This is a genomic window from Serratia sp. TSO36 (assembly GCF_057808395.1).
Map to the genome: position 1 here is coordinate 264,672 of NZ_JBJZOU010000010.1, position 16,621 is coordinate 281,292.

The window sequence follows — 16,621 nt, forward strand, 5'->3', positions numbered from 1 at the left end:
CAGGTGAATGCAGCGCTACGATGAATTGGAATGAAAATGCAAACAAGACTCAAGGCAGTGATCCCCGTTGCGGGGTTGGGAACCCGTATGTTGCCGGCGACCAAGGCGATTCCTAAAGAAATGTTGCCCGTGGTCGATAAGCCCTTAATCCAGTACATTGTTGCTGAATGCGTGGCGGCGGGGATTAAAGATATCGTATTGGTTACGCACTCATCGAAAAACGCGATTGAAAACCATTTTGACACTTCGTTTGAGTTGGAGGCCATGCTCGAAGCGCGTGTGAAACGCCAGCTCCTGAGTGAAGTGCAAAGTATTTGCCCGCCGGACGTTACCGTGATGCAGGTGCGTCAGGGACAGGCGAAAGGGTTGGGGCATGCGGTGCTGTGCGCCAAGCCAATGGTGGGTGATTCTCCTTTCGTTGTGCTGTTGCCCGATGTTTTATTGGATGATTCTACGGCGGATTTGCGTAAGGAAAATCTGGCTAAAATGATCCAGCGTTTTGGTGATACGGGTTACAGCCAAATCATGGTTGAACCGGTGCCGGAACAAGATGTGTCCAAATACGGTGTGGTAGATTGCGCTGGCGCGACGATCGCGGCAGGAGAAAGCGCGCCGATGACTGCGGTGGTTGAGAAGCCGGCCCGCGAGGATGCGCCTTCCAATCTGGCCGTCGTCGGCCGATATGTGCTTGCCGCCGATATTTGGCCGTTACTTGAGAAAACCCCTCCCGGCGCGGGCGATGAGATTCAACTGACCGATGCGATTGCGATGTTGATGGATGAGCAAACGGTGGAAGCATTCCATATGAGCGGCAAGTCCCACGATTGCGGCGACAAGTTTGGCTATATGAAGGCGTTTGTGCAGTATGGTCTGCGTCACGGTACGGAAGGTGAGAATTTCAGCCGCTGGTTGAAGCAGACGTTAGGAAAGTAACAGGTTGTCGCCACCGCGGCTGAAAGCGATCACGAGATTGAATGAGGTCTACCATGACGAAGTTGAAAGCGGTTATTCCCGTTGCCGGATTGGGCATGCGTATGCTACCGGCGACCAAAGCGATTCCGAAAGAGATGTTGCCAATCGTTGATAAGCCGTTGATTCAATACATTGTCAACGAATGCGTCGCGGCGGGGATTAAAGAGATCATCCTGGTGACGCATTCTTCCAAGAACGCCATTGAAAACCATTTCGATACCTCATTCGAGCTGGAGGCGATGTTGGAGGCGCGCGTGAAACGGCAATTGCTGGATGAGGTGCAGTCGATAACGCCAAAAGGCGTGACGCTGATGCATATTCGCCAAGGGCAGCCGAAAGGACTGGGGCATGCCGTTCTCTGCGCTAAGCCGTTGGTCGGTGATTCTCCTTTTGTCGTGCTGTTGCCGGACATCTTGCTGGATGACGCGAAAGCCGATTTGAAGAAAGACAACCTGCCACACATGATTGCGCGCTTTGAGCAGACCGGTCTGAGCCAGGTTTTGGTGCAAAAGGCAGACGAACACGTACTGCACGATTATTCCGTGGTGGAGTGTGAGGCCAGCAGCCTGGCTCCTGGCGAAAGTGCTCGTATCACATCAATTATCGAAAAACCGGCGCCGGAAACCAAGTTGGAATCCAACTACTCGGCGGTGGGGCGCTATGTCTTGTCTGCAGATATTTGGCCGCTGCTGGAGACCACGGAACCGGGAGCCTGGGGGCGCATTCAACTGACCGATGCGATAGCAGAATTGTTGAAACGCAAACCGGTAGAGGCGACAGAGCTGGTGGGGGAATCGTTCAACTGCGGCGAAAAACTGGGTTACCTTCGCGCTTTTGTCACTTATGGCTTGCGTCACCCGACCCAAGGCAAAGCGTTCCGCGAGTGGGCTGAACGGCTGTCGCTTTGAGTAAAACTTATCGCTTCTCTCGATGAGGGCCGTTGCCATCATGGCGGGAGTAGCTAGAATAGTTGTTGAATTTTGGGGAATTTCACTGTTCCAATTTTTATTTTAGTATACATTCTACTGCGAGTAGCCAAGTTGCTATGGCGAGAGAATTTTATGCGTATGGCCGTCTGATTCTGACAAGTCGCTGTTATTTTTAAAAAATTAAAGCTTTAAACTTGCCTCCGCACTGATTTTTACCGGTGCCGGGCATTTCAGTTTATTTACCTCGCTCATAATAGCTTTGCTCTTATCAACGGCAGATAAACGTTCTTGATAATTGCAAACAGAGCTCATGTTTTGAGACGGCACAGCAAGCGACAGACAGTTTGATAAGGTTACAGAGACGCTGCCATGGTTGGCGCGCATAGTAGCTTTGCAGATACATTTACCTGAAAGTGATGATAATTTGATGGCAAAACGACAATTGAAAGTGATATCGCTATTGATATCGATCAGCGTAATCAGTGGATGCACCGTGTTTCCTGGAACCCATTTATCGACCAGCGGAAAAGAAGTCGTAAAACAAGAAGATGCTGACTTCGATATCGATAAGATGGTTAACATTTACCCGATGACACCGAAGTTGTTGGACTCGATGCGTCCGACAAAGGTGGTTGCTCAGCCGAATGCGCAGTTGGACGCATCGCTGCGCACGTATGAATACCGGATCGGGGTAGGTGACGTCCTTAATGTCACCGTTTGGGACCATCCAGAATTGACCACGCCTGCGGGCCAATACCGCAGCGCCAGCGACACAGGCAACTGGGTACACTCCGACGGCACGATTTTCTATCCTTATATCGGTAAGGTTAACGTGGTGGGTAAAACCGTTACCCAAATTCGCGATCAGATCGCCTCCCGTTTGGCTCAGTACATCGAAAGCCCGCAGGTTGACGTTAATATCGCCGCTTTCCGCTCGCAAAAAGCTTACGTGACGGGCGAAGTTACCAAATCCGGGCAGCAGCCTATCACCAACGTACCTTTGACGGTGATGGATGCGATCAACGCCGCCGGCGGGCTGACGGAGAATGCCGACTGGCGCAACATCATCCTGACCCACAACGGCAAAGAACAGCGTCTTTCATTGCAGCAATTGATGCAGAATGGGGATTTGACTCAGAACCATCTGCTCTATCCTGGGGATATTCTGTATATTCCGCGCAACGACGATCTTAAAGTGTTCGTCATGGGTGAAGTTAAAACCCCATCGACGCTAAAAATGGATCGCAGCGGCATGACGCTGACGGAAGCGCTGGGCAATTCTCAGGGGATAAGCCAAGCTGCGGCAGATGCGACCGGTGTCTTCGTTATCCGCCCACTGCACGGAACACAGGGCGACAAACTGGCTAATATTTATCAGCTCAACATGTCCGATGCGACAGCATTGGTGATGGGGGCTGAATTCCATCTGCAACCGTATGACATTGTTTACGTGACGGCAGCGCCTATCGCGCGTTGGAACCGCCTGATCGTTCAGCTGGCACCAACCATCGATAGCTTCAACAATCTCACGGAAGGCTCACTGCGTATCCGTAATTGGCCGTAGTAGGGAGGCTAGCCATGTTTGATTCTATCTTGGTTGTCTGCGTAGGTAATATTTGCCGCTCCCCTACGGGGGAGCGTCTCTTGAAGCAGCATCTGCCGGACAAAGAGATCGCTTCCGCAGGCATCGGTGCCTTGGTTGGCAAAACCGCGGATAAGAGCGCTATTTCCATTGCGGAAAAACATCAGCTGTCGTTAGAAGGGCATGAAGCCAGGCAGTTGACGAAAGAAATGTGCCGGGAATATTCATTAATTCTGGTTATGGAGAAAGGGCATATTGATGCTGTTTGCCGCTTGGCGCCGGAGGTCAGAGGCAAAACCATGCTTTTCGCCCATTGGTTGGGGCAGAAAGAAATTCCCGATCCTTACAGAAAGAGCGCCGAAGCGTTTGAGTTTGTTTACCGCCTTCTTGATGATGCAGCCCAAAAATGGGCCCAGGCATTAAATCGTTAACCAGAGATTACAATGACTGATAATACGAAACCAGGCTTATCAACAGCCAATAATCATGATGAGATTGATCTAAGTCGCTTGCTGGGAACTTTAATTGATCACCGCTGGCTCATCATCGGGATTACAGCGTTATTCTCTGTTGCCGGTATCATTTATTCCCTGTTCGCCACGCCTATATATCAAGCTGACGCCATGGTTCAGGTTGAGCAAAACGTCGGGAACTCGTTGGTCAACGACCTATCTCAAATGCTGCCTAACAGTCAGCCGGGTTCTTCCACGGAGATTGAACTGATCAAGTCACGCATGGTGACGGGTAAGACTGTCGATGATCTGAATCTTGAAACGGTGGTGCAGCAGAAGTACTTCCCGATTTTTGGCCGCGGCTGGGCTCGTTTGACGGGTACCGAACCTGCCAAAATTGCGCTGTCCCGTCTCAATGTGCCTGCCAACTCTGACGATGTTGAGCTGGAATTGACCGTGATTGATGCCCAGCAATATGTGCTGAGCAACAACGGCACCGAGATTATCAAGGGGAAAGTTGGCGCGCTGGAGAGTGGCCATGGGATTTCTTTGCTGGTTAGCGAAATTTCGGCGGAGCCAGGCACTGTCTTTGAAATCGCCAAGTTGCCGCGTTTGGTGGCGACCAACAATCTGCTGGATGCTTTGACGGTTGAAGACAAAGGTAAAGATACCGGCGTGCTGGCGTTGAGTCTGGTCGGGGATGATCCTGTCTTGGTGCGAAACATTCTTGACAGCATCAGCAAAAATTACCTGTTGCAGAACGTCGAACGTAAATCGGAAGAGGCGGCTAAAAGTCTGGACTTCCTGAAAGATCAGTTGCCTGAAGTTCGTAGTTCTTTGGATAGTGCCGAAGATAAACTCAACCGTTTCCGTCAGGCGAATGATTCTGTCGATTTGTCCCTTGAAGCGAAGTCTGTTTTGGACACGATTGTGGGGGTTGAGGCTCAACTGAACGAGCTGACGTTCAAAGAGGCGGAAATTTCCAAGCTTTATACCAAAGAGCACCCGGCTTATCGTGCGTTGATGGAAAAACGCGCCACGTTGCAACAAGAAAAAGATAAGCTGAACAAGCGCGTTAGCGTTATGCCGAAGACCCAGCAGGAAATCTTGCGTTTGACCCGTGATGTACAGGCAGGGCAAGAGATCTACATGCAGTTGCTGAATAAACAGCAAGAACTGGGCATCACCAAGGCAAGCACAGTCGGTAACGTGCGTATTGTGGATCCTGCCGTTACGCAGCCTCGTCCGGTTAAACCGCAAAAAACCATTATCGTTCTGATAGTCACGTTGCTAGGCGGTCTATTCTCCACCGGTTTCGTTTTGCTTAAAACCATGCTGCATCGCGGCATTGAAAGTCCGGAACAGTTGGAACAGCAGGGGATCAACGTTTACGCGAGTATTCCGCTGTCCGAATGGCAGCAAAAGAGCGACCGCGAGACCATGCTGTCCGGCAAGCGCAGCAGTAACAGGAGTTATACCCTACTTGCCGTGGGCAACCCGGCGGACTTGGCGATTGAAGCCGTCAGAAGCTTGCGTACCAGTCTGCATTTTGCCTCGCTGGAAGCCAAAAATAACGTTCTGATGATTTCCGGTGCCAGCCCAAGCATCGGTAAAACGTTTGTCAGCATTAACCTGGCGGCGGTGATCGCCCAGGCGGGTCAGCGCATTTTGGTCGTTGACGCCGATATGCGCAAAGGTTATGCCCACTCGTTGTTGAACTGTGAATTGGGATTGGGGTTGTCTGACGTGTTGTCCGGCCAGGCGTCGGCGCAGCAAGCGATCAAGCAAACATCGATCGAGAATCTCAGCTTTATCTCGCGCGGCAAGATTCCTCCGAACCCATCGGAGTTGTTGATGCACAACCGCCTGACAGAGTTCCTGGAATGGGCGGGCAAAGAGTATGACATCGTGTTGGTCGATACCCCACCGATCCTGGCGGTAACGGATGCCGCTATTGTGGCGCGCAATGTCGGCACGACGCTGTTGGTTGCACGTTACGGCGTGAACTCGCTGAAAGAGATTGAGGTGAGTATTCGTCGCTTCGAACAAAACGGCATGGAAATTAAAGGTATTATCCTTAACGCCGTTGAAAATAAATCGGGTAGCGCCTACGGCTACTACGCTTACGAATATAAATAAACTCCCTTCTATGTAAAAGCTCCTCATTATGAGGAGCTTTCTGATTCATTCAAAAGTAATGCATAAAATCCAATTTCGGAGAGAATAAATGAGTAATCTTGCAATTATTCCGGCAAGGGGTGGGTCGAAAGGTATTCCCAAAAAAAATATTAAAGAAATTGCAGGTAAGCCATTAATCGCTTGGAGCATAGAGCAGGCATTAAATTCTTCGAGTATTGATCGTGTCATTGTTTCTACAGATTGTGAAGATATCGCTGCCGTAGCCAGAGAATATGGCGCGGAAGTCCCGTTCATGCGTCCGGCCCATCTGGCGAACGATACCGCTGCGACTGAGCCCGCGCTTTTGCATACGCTGGAGTGGTTGGCTGAACATGAGAGTTACCACCCTGAGTATACCGTCCTGTTGCAGGCTACTTCTCCTGTTCGCAAAGATGATGCGATTGATTCTGCAATCAGAAAGATTCTTGAAAAGAAAGCCGATTCACTGCTGAGCGTATGTGAGTTTTGGCATTTCTTGTGGGAAAATGAAGATAATCCGAAAGCCTATTACGACTACTTAAACCGTCCGCGTCGGCAAGATATTAAGCCTGAAAATATCAAACTTAAAGAAAATGGTTCAATTTACGTTACGAAAAGCGAAATTCTCCTCAGTACCGGTAATCGTCTTGGTGGCAAGGTTGTAGCGCATAAGATGTCGGAAGAGGAAAGCTTTGAAATTGACACCATGCTGGACTGGGCGGTTGTTGAAGTAATTTTGAAAAATTGGAGTGGGAGATAATTTATGTTAATTCAGAAAAAAATATCTGACTTTTTAGTGTTTGAAACCGAATCAATCATTAAAGCCTTAGAAAAAATCAACTCGAATAAAAAACGCATTATTTTTGTTGTCACCGAAGACGGCAAGCTGTGCGGTTCTTTCTCGGACGGTGATTTCCGTCGTTGGATCACTAACGGCGACTTCGATCTGAGCCGCGAAATGTCGGAAGTGATGAATCAGAACGTCCGCTATAAAAAAGTGGATGCACCACGCAATGAGATTGAATCGCTGTTTTCGAATGGCGTTGACGTTCTGCCGCTGGTTGATGATTATCGTCGTTTGGTCGCCGTTGCGCTGCAAAGCGAAAAAGGCCTGACGATTGGCAAACACACTATCACGGAAACCTCGCCGACTTACATTATTGCTGAAATTGGCAACAACCATAATGGCGATATTAAGCTGGCTAAGCATCTGGTTGACCTGGCGGTTGACGCGGGCGCCGATTGCGTCAAGTTCCAAATGCGCGATCTGAGCTCTTTGTATAAGGGCGGCAACGATAAAGACAAATCCGCCGATCTTGGCGCACAGTACACGCTGGATCTGCTGAGAAAATTCCAGCTCAGCAATGAAGAACTGATTGAAGTGTTCGATTATTGCAAGGAGAAGGGGCTGACCCCGCTGTGTACTCCTTGGGATCTGAAGAGCCTGGAAGTGTTGGAAAACTACGGCATGGAAGGTTATAAGGTCGCTTCCGCTGACTTCACTAACCACGAAATGTTGGCCGCGTTGGCCGCTACGGGCAAACCGCTGATTTGTTCTACCGGTATGTGCAGTGAAGCAGAAATCAAAAGCTCGGTAGACTTCTTGAAATCGAAAGGTGCCGAGTTTGTGATCCTGCATTGCAATTCTACGTATCCGACGCCGTTCAAAGACGTCAACCTGGCCTATATCAAACGTCTGCAGCAGGTGACGGGCTGCTTGGTCGGCTATTCTGGCCATGAGCGTGGCATTTCAGTGCCGATCGCCGTGACCGCGCTGGGCGCAAGAGTGATCGAAAAACACTTCACCATCGACAAATCCATGGAAGGCAACGACCACAAGGTGTCGTTGTTACCCCCTGAGTTCAAAGAGATGGTCGTACGTATCCGCGAAGTTGAAGAGTCCATGGGCAACGCCGGCGAACGTACTATCACCCAAGGGGAAATGATCAACCGCGAAACTCTGGCAAAAAGTTTGATTATCAATCGCGATCTGAAAAAAGGTGAAATCATCACTCGCGAGATGGTTGAAGTGAAGAGTCCGGGGCAGGGTCTGCAGCCTCTTTATCTGGAGCAATTGGTCGGTAAGAAAGCCAATCGTGACCACGAAAAAGGCGGATATTTCTATGAGTCGGATCTAAATGATGTGGCGATAGAAGCCAAGGACTATGATTTCAATCGTCCGTTCGGCATTCCAGTGCGCTACCACGATTACGGCAAGTTGAAGAATAAATCCAATCTGGACTTCGTCGAGTTCCATCTGAGCTATCAGGATATGGAACTCGATTTGACAGAATTCTTCTCCGGCGCTGAAAATATCGGTTTTGCGGTACATAGCCCCGAGCTGTTCGCCAACGATCATATTTTGGATCTGGCGACGGATGATCCCGTTTATCTTGCTCATTCGATCAAACAGCTGCAGCGTGTCTGCGATGTGACTCGCGCGTTGAAGCAATATTTCCCGAAAACTGAGCGTCCGGTCATCGTGGTGAATGCAGGCGGTTTCAATACCACCGGTTTCTTGCCAAAAGAATCACGCCAGGCGATGTACGAACGCATTGGCGCCGCTCTGGGTGAAATCAATCAAGAAGGTGTTGAAATCATCATCCAGACGATGCCTCCGTTCCCATGGCACTTTGGTGGTCAAAGCTACCATAACCTGTTTGTCGATCCGGACGAGATTAAAGCGTTCTGTGAGAAATACGGCTACCGCATCTGCTATGACACGTCGCATTCCATGATGGCTTGTAATTACTACCAATGGGATCTTCATGAGTTTACCCAAAAGGTCGGCCCTTACACCGCACATATGCATATTGTTGATGCTTTGGGAGTGGATGGTGAAGGGGTACAGATCGGTAAAGGCGATGTGAACTTTGACGAGCTGGCTGATGATCTGCGGCGTCATGCGCCGGGAGCGCAGTTTATTCCTGAAGTGTGGCAGGGACACAAAAACCAAGGGGAAGGGTTCTGGCATGCGCTTAACTTCCTGGAAAAGTATCTGTAAATGAGTAAAGCCATTATGGGGGCTGCGGCCTTGTCGGTAGGGGATATTCTCGGCAAGGTCATCGGCTTCATCATATTGCCTTATTTGACAGCACACCTAGGCGCGTCGGGGTACGGCGCGCTGACTCTTTATTTGTCCGTTATTCAGATCTTGATCATTTTCATTTCGTTCAGTGGTCAAGGTCTGTTGCCGGTCAAATACATGCAGGAGGGGGAAGGGAGCTCCCTGGTGTTCCGCAGAGATAACATCGCCTTGGCTTTCGCGTCGAGCGCGCTACTGGTGGCTATATTCTACATTGTCACACTGGTCGCCAAGATCTCTGTTTCTTTCAGCGACGGTTTTCTGGTTGTTTTGGCATCTCTGGCGCAGGCGCTGAACTTTATCAATTTATCGCATTTGCGCATTAGTCAGACCTATAAAGTTGCCGCTATCGGCCAATTTTTGCTTTCCGCATTCAACGTTTTATTCACTATCGCTCTTTTTGAAATGATAGCGTCGACGCCAGGACAACGTTTGATAGCGATCGCGGCATCATTTTTCAGCATTCAGCTGGCCTACGAGTTCTTTGTTTACAGAAAAATAGCGGTTGAACGCAGCGTGCTCCAACCGTTGCGTAAGCGTTATAAGGAAATCATTAGCTACGGGGTATCCCTATTGCCACATCATGGCAGTTATTGGATTAAATCCTCGGTGGATAGATTCTTCATAGCGCATTACATGAGTACGGCGGTAGTCGGGGTTTATGGCTTGGCGTTTCAGCTAACCTCTATCGTTATGCTCTTTTTCGGCGTAATCAACCAGGCGTTCCAACCTTTCATTTATCGCAAGCTTAAAGCGAACGATTTTAGAGGGGTCGAGCTCATTCAATATGGTTACACAGCTCTGGTTATCGTTTCGTGCATTATTTACTTCTTTATTTTGCCATTTGCTTTCCCGTATCTGTTTAATGCTGAGTTCAATCGCGCCATTTATTACTTCAACATTCTTTTGCCTGGAACTGCATTTTTATCGATTTATTATATTTTTACGCACTCACTGTTTTACTATCGTAAAAATAAATTAATCTCAATTATTACCATGGGTTCGATGATAACGCATTTGATTGGTATATTTGTCATCACCATGACAGAAATCAAAGTTGAGTATTTCTGCCTGGTTTATGCAATTTCCAGTTTTTATGCATGTGCAGTGACTTTTTATTGTGGCAAGCGACAGATCAGTATTGAGAGGAAAAGATGATAGCAAGTCTTAAACGATGGTTGCGAAACTTACGTAAGCAGCGTTATCGTTCAAAAGTTATCAGAATGGCTGAAAGATGTGGTCAAGATCCTAAAATTAACTTTTTAACTATCGTTAATAATAAAACCCGACTTGGTGATAACTTTAACTCCAATGGTTTGACGGTGGTTGGAAAGGGCGGTGTTACTATCGGTGATAATTTCCACTGTGGTTTTGGTTGTGTATTGATCACCGAAAATCACAATCATCATGGGAATGCGATTCCCTACGATAACACTTATGTGATTAAGGACACGCATATCGGGGATAATGTTTGGCTTGGGATCAATGTGATTGTTCTGCCCGGGGTTTCCATCGGGGAAGGGGCCATTATCCAAGCCGGCAGTGTGGTGGTTAAAGATATAGAGCCTTACGCTATAGCCGGCGGCCATCCAGCGAAACCCTTTTCGCAACGCGATGTTGCTCACTATCTGCAGCTTAAGGCTGAAGGCAAATTTCATTGAACGGCAGTTATACATTCATGCCCGTAGCTTAATCGGATATTAGAAATATGAGTAAATACATTGCGTATATTGAGTCACCGCTTCAGGCTTTTAATCTCATTGAGTATCTTGATGCAAAGAACATTGTGCTCGATCTGCTTATTGTCAATAAGCGTTCGGCCAATTCTGCGCTGAATCACGGGCAGATTGTTTATCTGTTGAACATGATTAAGCATCGCTCCCTGGAAACCATTGATGTCGAAGGGAAACTGGGTAATGCTTTTGATATTAAACGGCAATTGAAGAGTGTAACTTCCGTGGTGAGTGCGAAGGAAACTGTCACTTTGATTGCCGGTGAGTATCGCGCGAGGGTTTTTTGGATTTTAGCGCATAAATATTCGAGAAGAAATGTGGTCCTGCTGGATGATGGTACGGCAACGCTCAGAATTAAACGCTACAATAATCTCACTGCTCGGGGCGTCGTGAAGTCGGTTTTCCTCAAGTCACTTGGTATGACCAATAATGAGAGAGAAAAAATAACCTTTTTCTCTGTTTATGACATCGAAGGTAATGTTTCAAAAAGAGATGTGGTCGTTAAGCACAGTTACCAAAATTTTAAGGCTAAACTGGCCAGTCTTCCTGATGGAAAGAACAGAGTCTTCATTATAGGTACGCCGCTTTATGAGGCAGGGGTAACGTCTGTTGATGATATTGACTTGACGCTAAGAATGATAAATGACTTAAAGTCAAATCAGATGGGTGCCGAGCTTGTTTATATTCCTCACCGCCGCGAGCGTGAAGAGAAAATAGATGAAATCAGAAAGTCTGTAGAGGTCCGTCGGTTGGATTTTCCCTTTGAGGTTTATCCCATTGTGGCTGGTGAGAACGTCAGTTGTATAGCCGGATTTTATTCATCATTGTATGACAATCTCGTAAAAATATATGATGAAAAAATTAAAATAATCGCTTACGTTCTTGATGAGAAAGTTTTATCGCCAGAGTGGAGTGGATTTGTTAACGCGATTTATAAAAACTATGAGAGTTATGAAAGCGCGGATATTACGCTGATTAAAAACAAATTTTAATTTTATAAATTTACCGTGGTGATGGAAAATGAAGATTGCTTTAATTAACACACTTTATGCTCCTTATAAAATCGGTGGCGCTGAAGTATCAGTTCAGTTGTTGGCTGAAAGCCTGCAACGAGCCGGGCATGAAGTTGGTGTGTTTTGTCTTCATGAATTTGATGAGATAAAATATGACACTCTTAATGGCGTTCATATTGCTTATTTACCTCTCAAAAATATGTACTGGCCATTTCAGGATTCTTCGGCAAGCAAATTAAAGAAAGCGGTGTGGCATCTGCTTGATTCTTATAATCCATTAATGGCTCGTGCCATGCGTAAGGAGCTGCGCAAATTTTCTCCGGATGTGGTGCATACCAACAACCTCAGCGGTTTTTCCGTCGCAGCGTGGCGAGTGGCCAAGAAGCTGGGGGCGCGCGTGGTACACACGACTCGCGATTATTATCTATTCCATCCGAACGGCACGTTGTTTAAACATGGCCAAAATATGGACGTACAGTCGTCTGCAGTGCGCATCGCATCTTTTCTGAAGAAAAAAGCCAGTCAGCGCGTAGACGTTTTTGTTGGCATAAGTAAATATATTTCCGCCTTGCATCGGGAAAATGGATTTGCGCGCAACGCGGTACATACACATATCTACAACCCTGTCGCCGCGATAGAGTATGTACCGACCGTCAACGAAAAGGTCAGGATCGGTTTTGTCGGTCGCCTCACCGAAGACAAAGGTTTTGATGAGTTTTGTGCTCTGGCAAAACAGGCCAGCGGCGATCCGCAGGTTGCATTCTACGCCGCCGGCAGATTCAATGGTGACGCCGCTGGCGAGAGGTTGAAGGTGTTAGCGTTGGAGGCAGGTATTCATTTGCTTGGCTTTATCAAGATTGAAGAGTTTATGACGCAGATTGACGCCGTTGTTCTACCAACGCGATGGAATGAGCCCTTTGGGCGAACCGTTGCGGAATCGGCCATCTCTGGTAAGGTTGTGTATACGCCTTTCAATGGCGGAGTGGCAGAAATCGCAGCTTTTTATGATAATATTTTCGAGCTAAAAGATTTTTCTGTCGCCAGTGTGGTTAGCGTCGTGAGAGAAAATAACAACAAACCGCGTCGTTCGTTTTTTGAACTAGAAAAAATAACCGATGCTTATGAGAGCGTGTATAGAGGGTCATAATGAGGGTATCGACAAAGTCGTTGGTTGTTTTTCTTTTGCTGATGTACATGACATTGCTCTCATTGAATGGCGTTGTGACCGTCGCTGCGTATATGTCGACCAGGGCACTTTTATTATATAAAGACTTTTTTGCCATGGCAGTGCCGGTTTTCGTCCTAATCTTGCTTTTTGCGCGTAACCCTAACGTGTCAAAACAGTGTAGAAGCGTAATGATCTTTTTCCTGTCGATGGTGATCTTCTCGTTAGTTTATGTACTTTTAAGTATGATCACCGGCAGGTTTGATTTCTTCCGCTCTATCGTTCAGTTTCGCTTAGAGTTACTGACATTCGGTTCTTTTTTCTTTGCCGCCGTTTTACTTCTTTTTGAATATAATGAGCGTGTCGAGATTGTTAATAAAATCATTAAGTACTATATTTTCTTTGCCGTATTGAATGCGCTCTTTGCGGTCGCCGAATCCAGTTTGGCAGGCCTGCTTTATGCACTAATCGGTTTTGACCCTGGCCCACAGTTGACACAGTTTGGTAAAGAATATGGTCTTCTGTTACGCACCATTCAGGGGCAATTACGTGCTTTTGGTCTGCTCACCGGGCCATTCAGCCTCAGTGAATATCTGTTTTTTGCACTGGTATTATCGCCTTATGTAAGCGAAAAAAATCGCAAGAAATATATTCTTCTCATTATGGTTGGGATCGCATTTTCAACATCGAAAACGGCGATTATCATGGCACTGCTTTATATCATGTTCCTGATGCTGAGACGCTTTTTCTCTCAACGTTTTAGCCTGAATTCAGTCACTATGGTAACGATGGTCTTGTCACTGTTCTTTTATATTACGACGACCAATTACAGTATTTATGAGATGATATTCCCGAAGGAGAATGCTTACGCGGAGAACAGCATTTTACTTCGTACGGTCAATATAGAAGCCGTGCGAGCTGACAGTGAGTATTCGCCATTTATCGGTGCTGGGTACGCTGTGAATGGCAACGCGGTGGTTGGTGATGACAATACGAACTCAATCCCGCTTGATAGTATGTATATCTACATGTTGTCGAATTACGGTAATGTCGGCATTATCCTTCTGGTTATTGTCGCTACGTTAATTCTTGGCATTCTTTATCAGCGTACTCGTCTTGGCCTTAACCCCAGTGTTTACCTATACTGGATGATCTCGCTTTCGATGAATTTCGTTTATAATAACCCGTTGACAAATTATCCAGGCTATATATTCGCAATCATAATATCGATTTTGTTATTATCGATTAGAACGCCGGAGACGGGTTCCGTGAGTCGCTCAAGAAAAAATGTAGGTTATGTGCAATCGCTACATTGACACGGTGTTATTTAAAATTGCGAGGTAATTAATGATTTATGTCAATGCGCGATTCTTAACGCAGGATTTGACAGGGGTTCAGCGGTTCGCTCAGGAAATATGCCTTGCGCTGAGTAAGATTAGGCATGATATCGTTTTTGTCTCGCCACCAAACATTATTCACCACGATATCGCGTCGCAATTGAATGTTCAGGTGGTGGGTAAGAAAAGCGGTCACTTTTGGGAGCAGGTAGAGCTTCCTGCTTTTTTAAAGAAAAATAAAAGCCCGCTTCTAATAAATCTTTGCAATACGGCGCCGATCTTTTATCGTAATAAAATTGTTACTCATCACGATGTTATATATAAACGCTATCCGCAAAGTTACTCTGCAAAGTTTCGTTTCGTTTATAATAACTTTGTTCCCCTGATGTTGCGTCACAGTAAGGCGTTGATTACAGTTAGCGAATTTTCTAAAAAAGAAATTAGCCAGGCGTTTGACTACCCATTAAATAATATTTACGTAATCTATAATGCGGTGTCCGAGCAGTTTAAACCCATAGCGTCGGCATCCAATACAGAGTGCCCTTATTTATTGGCCGTTTCGTCTCCAAATTATCATAAGAACTTTCATGGTCTGATTGCCGCTTTCTCTCAAATGGCAAACGGCCAGGAAGTGACACTGAAAATCATTGGGGCCGCCAACAAGAACTTCGCGGATGTTGGGTTTTCGACGGAAGGAACTGCAACGAACGATAACATACAGTTTTTGGGGCGTGTGAGCGATCAACAGCTTGTAGAACTCTATTCTCATGCTCGCGCCTTTGTGTTCCCCTCTTTATATGAAGGGTTCGGCATTCCTCCGTTAGAAGCGCAGGCTTGTGGTTGTGCGGTAGTAGCGTCCAATCGGGCTTCTTTGCCCGAGGTATTGTCGAAGAGTGCATTGTACTTTGATCCGGAAAACATCCTGGAAATGAAACAGGCACTGGAGCGGATTATGCAGGATGAAGCGTTGCGCCAAATTTTAATCGCTGAGGGATTTACGAATGTCAAACGTTTCGATTGGATGCGTTCGGCAGCAGCGTTGAGCGAGATAATGACGAGATCTATGCAATGAAAAAAAAAGTGCTGCATGTCGCCGAGACAGTGAAGGGTGGCGTCGCTACGGTAATTAGACAACTTGTACAGCAAAATGATGAATTTGATTTTTACTGTGTGTTGCCCGATAGTCAATATCGTGAGATTGGCGCTTTCCCCGCAGAAAAAATGAAGGTATTTACGCGGACAGGGAGAAATATTTCTTCGTTTATCTCTTTGGCTATTAACTATATCCAGATGGTACGTAAAGAAAAACCGGATGTCATTCACGTCCACAGTACTTTTGCGGGGGTTGTTTGCCGGCTGTTAACGCCATTGGTAAGAATGACATGCAGGCCTAAAATTATTTATTGTCCGCATGCTTTTTCTTTCCTGATGGACACATCAGAAAAGAAAAAGAAGGTTTATGCCAAGATAGAGAAAATTCTGCAAAAGAATACCGATGTTATCATCTGTACCAGCGAATATGAGAAACGAACGGCACTGATGGCCGGGTTGAGTCCTGATAATTTGACTGTGGTATATAATGGCGTTGAACCCCCTGTAACGCTGTCGGATGATACCAATCCTTATCGCCAAGATAAAATAAATATATTGTTTGTCGGCCGTTTTGATTATCAAAAAGGATTTGATTTGGTTCAGCGGATTGCCGACGAATTGGATGACAGATTTTTAATCACGATCGTCGGCGGCAATGTACACGCAAAAGAGCAACCGGCATCACATGCCCGGATGGATTTTAAAGGTTGGTTGACTTCGGCAGAAATGGCGCCTTATTTCACCTACGCCGACGTGTTGTTGATGCCAAGCCGATGGGAGTCGTTCGGTCTGGTCGCCGTTGAAGCTGAAAGCTATGGGTTGCCCGTTGTCGCCAGCCGCTGCAGTTCATTGCCGGAGGTGGTGAGCGAAGGCGTTACGGGGTATCTGTTTACGACCAATCAGGCCGATGAGGCCGTTGAGATATTGAATGCTCGCGACCAACGCGATTGGAGTGCAATGAAAGTTGACTGTGTCGATTTCTACAATGCTAATTTTACTTCAGAAGAAATGATATCCAATACTTATCGTCATTACAGATAATCGATACATCCGTTTTTTGGAATGAAAATAATTTTTTTTACTATTTATATTTAATCGGTGAGA

Annotated in this window: 15 protein-coding genes; 14 read left to right on the plus strand and 1 reads right to left on the minus strand. The window is 46.7% G+C overall.

What is annotated here, in order from left to right:
• Positions 1–36: 36 nt before the first annotated feature.
• Positions 37–933 (plus strand): UTP--glucose-1-phosphate uridylyltransferase GalU, encoded by an 897-nt coding sequence (galU, locus tag ACK3CV_RS08320; protein ID WP_033638708.1) that lies wholly within the window; start codon positions 37–39, stop codon positions 931–933.
• A 53-nt stretch (positions 934–986) separates the two neighbouring features.
• Positions 987–1,880 (plus strand): UTP--glucose-1-phosphate uridylyltransferase, encoded by an 894-nt coding sequence (locus ACK3CV_RS08325; RefSeq protein ID WP_033637738.1) that lies wholly within the window; start codon positions 987–989, stop codon positions 1,878–1,880.
• Between the two features lie 201 nt (positions 1,881–2,081).
• Here the strand turns inward: ACK3CV_RS08325 and ACK3CV_RS08330 are convergent, their stop codons facing one another.
• Positions 2,082–2,393 carry a hypothetical protein gene (locus ACK3CV_RS08330; protein ID WP_164140663.1) on the minus strand — a complete coding sequence of 104 codons (312 nt, stop codon included), beginning with the start codon at positions 2,391–2,393 and terminating at the stop codon, positions 2,082–2,084.
• On the opposite strand from ACK3CV_RS08330, the gene ACK3CV_RS08335 reads away from it, so the two are divergent.
• From ACK3CV_RS08335 to ACK3CV_RS08390, 12 genes are all read left to right on the plus strand, one after another.
• Positions 2,329–3,465: a polysaccharide export protein gene (locus tag ACK3CV_RS08335; RefSeq protein WP_033637739.1), complete on the plus strand. Its 1,137-nt coding sequence runs from the start codon at positions 2,329–2,331 to the stop codon at positions 3,463–3,465. The genes ACK3CV_RS08330 and ACK3CV_RS08335 overlap by 65 nt on opposite strands.
• Before the next feature lie 14 nt (positions 3,466–3,479).
• Entirely contained in the window at positions 3,480–3,914 is a 435-nt protein-coding gene (locus ACK3CV_RS08340; RefSeq protein ID WP_033637740.1) for an arsenate reductase/protein-tyrosine-phosphatase family protein, read from the plus strand.
• A gap of 12 nt (positions 3,915–3,926) precedes the next feature.
• Positions 3,927–6,074 carry a tyrosine-protein kinase Wzc gene (gene wzc, locus ACK3CV_RS08345; RefSeq protein ID WP_033637741.1) on the plus strand — a complete coding sequence of 716 codons (2,148 nt, stop codon included), beginning with the start codon at positions 3,927–3,929 and terminating at the stop codon, positions 6,072–6,074.
• Between the two features lie 88 nt (positions 6,075–6,162).
• Complete coding sequence (locus tag ACK3CV_RS08350; RefSeq protein WP_060427949.1) at positions 6,163–6,852, plus strand: acylneuraminate cytidylyltransferase family protein; 690 nt, start codon at positions 6,163–6,165, stop codon at positions 6,850–6,852.
• 3 nt (positions 6,853–6,855) lie between these two features.
• Entirely contained in the window at positions 6,856–9,096 is a 2,241-nt protein-coding gene (locus tag ACK3CV_RS08355; RefSeq protein WP_033637743.1) for an N-acetylneuraminate synthase family protein, read from the plus strand.
• On the plus strand, positions 9,097–10,335 hold the full coding sequence (locus tag ACK3CV_RS08360; protein ID WP_039566814.1) for an oligosaccharide flippase family protein: 1,239 nt from the start codon (positions 9,097–9,099) through the stop codon (positions 10,333–10,335).
• Positions 10,332–10,838 (plus strand): acyltransferase, encoded by a 507-nt coding sequence (locus ACK3CV_RS08365; RefSeq protein WP_071998120.1) that lies wholly within the window; start codon positions 10,332–10,334, stop codon positions 10,836–10,838. The genes ACK3CV_RS08360 and ACK3CV_RS08365 overlap by 4 nt, the downstream gene beginning before the upstream one ends.
• A 47-nt stretch (positions 10,839–10,885) precedes the next feature.
• The gene (locus ACK3CV_RS08370) at positions 10,886–11,902 is read left to right on the plus strand and encodes a hypothetical protein (RefSeq protein ID WP_060426579.1); all 1,017 of its coding nucleotides are present in this window, start codon (positions 10,886–10,888) and stop codon (positions 11,900–11,902) included.
• A 28-nt stretch (positions 11,903–11,930) separates the two neighbouring features.
• Complete coding sequence (locus tag ACK3CV_RS08375; RefSeq protein WP_164140733.1) at positions 11,931–13,070, plus strand: glycosyltransferase family 4 protein; 1,140 nt, start codon at positions 11,931–11,933, stop codon at positions 13,068–13,070.
• The gene (locus ACK3CV_RS08380) at positions 13,070–14,404 is read left to right on the plus strand and encodes an O-antigen ligase family protein (protein ID WP_033646766.1); all 1,335 of its coding nucleotides are present in this window, start codon (positions 13,070–13,072) and stop codon (positions 14,402–14,404) included. The genes ACK3CV_RS08375 and ACK3CV_RS08380 overlap by 1 nt, the downstream gene beginning before the upstream one ends.
• A gap of 31 nt (positions 14,405–14,435) precedes the next feature.
• The gene (locus tag ACK3CV_RS08385) at positions 14,436–15,497 is read left to right on the plus strand and encodes a glycosyltransferase family 4 protein (RefSeq protein WP_164140735.1); all 1,062 of its coding nucleotides are present in this window, start codon (positions 14,436–14,438) and stop codon (positions 15,495–15,497) included.
• Positions 15,494–16,558 (plus strand): glycosyltransferase, encoded by a 1,065-nt coding sequence (locus ACK3CV_RS08390; protein ID WP_164140737.1) that lies wholly within the window; start codon positions 15,494–15,496, stop codon positions 16,556–16,558. The genes ACK3CV_RS08385 and ACK3CV_RS08390 overlap by 4 nt, the downstream gene beginning before the upstream one ends.
• Positions 16,559–16,621: the final 63 nt, after the last annotated feature.

Coding starts and splice junctions, on each gene's coding strand:
- ACK3CV_RS08380 (WP_033646766.1), top strand. CDS start 13,070: ATGAGGGTATCGACAAAGTCGTTGGTTGTTTTTCTTTTGCTGATGTAC.
- ACK3CV_RS08375 (WP_164140733.1), top strand. CDS start 11,931: ATGAAGATTGCTTTAATTAACACACTTTATGCTCCTTATAAAATCGGT.
- ACK3CV_RS08350 (WP_060427949.1), top strand. CDS start 6,163: ATGAGTAATCTTGCAATTATTCCGGCAAGGGGTGGGTCGAAAGGTATT.
- ACK3CV_RS08390 (WP_164140737.1), top strand. CDS start 15,494: ATGAAAAAAAAAGTGCTGCATGTCGCCGAGACAGTGAAGGGTGGCGTC.
- ACK3CV_RS08370 (WP_060426579.1), top strand. CDS start 10,886: ATGAGTAAATACATTGCGTATATTGAGTCACCGCTTCAGGCTTTTAAT.
- ACK3CV_RS08385 (WP_164140735.1), top strand. CDS start 14,436: ATGATTTATGTCAATGCGCGATTCTTAACGCAGGATTTGACAGGGGTT.
- ACK3CV_RS08325 (WP_033637738.1), top strand. CDS start 987: ATGACGAAGTTGAAAGCGGTTATTCCCGTTGCCGGATTGGGCATGCGT.
- ACK3CV_RS08360 (WP_039566814.1), top strand. CDS start 9,097: ATGAGTAAAGCCATTATGGGGGCTGCGGCCTTGTCGGTAGGGGATATT.
- ACK3CV_RS08365 (WP_071998120.1), top strand. CDS start 10,332: ATGATAGCAAGTCTTAAACGATGGTTGCGAAACTTACGTAAGCAGCGT.
- wzc (WP_033637741.1), top strand. CDS start 3,927: ATGACTGATAATACGAAACCAGGCTTATCAACAGCCAATAATCATGAT.
- ACK3CV_RS08340 (WP_033637740.1), top strand. CDS start 3,480: ATGTTTGATTCTATCTTGGTTGTCTGCGTAGGTAATATTTGCCGCTCC.
- ACK3CV_RS08355 (WP_033637743.1), top strand. CDS start 6,856: ATGTTAATTCAGAAAAAAATATCTGACTTTTTAGTGTTTGAAACCGAA.
- ACK3CV_RS08335 (WP_033637739.1), top strand. CDS start 2,329: ATGGCAAAACGACAATTGAAAGTGATATCGCTATTGATATCGATCAGC.
- galU (WP_033638708.1), top strand. CDS start 37: ATGCAAACAAGACTCAAGGCAGTGATCCCCGTTGCGGGGTTGGGAACC.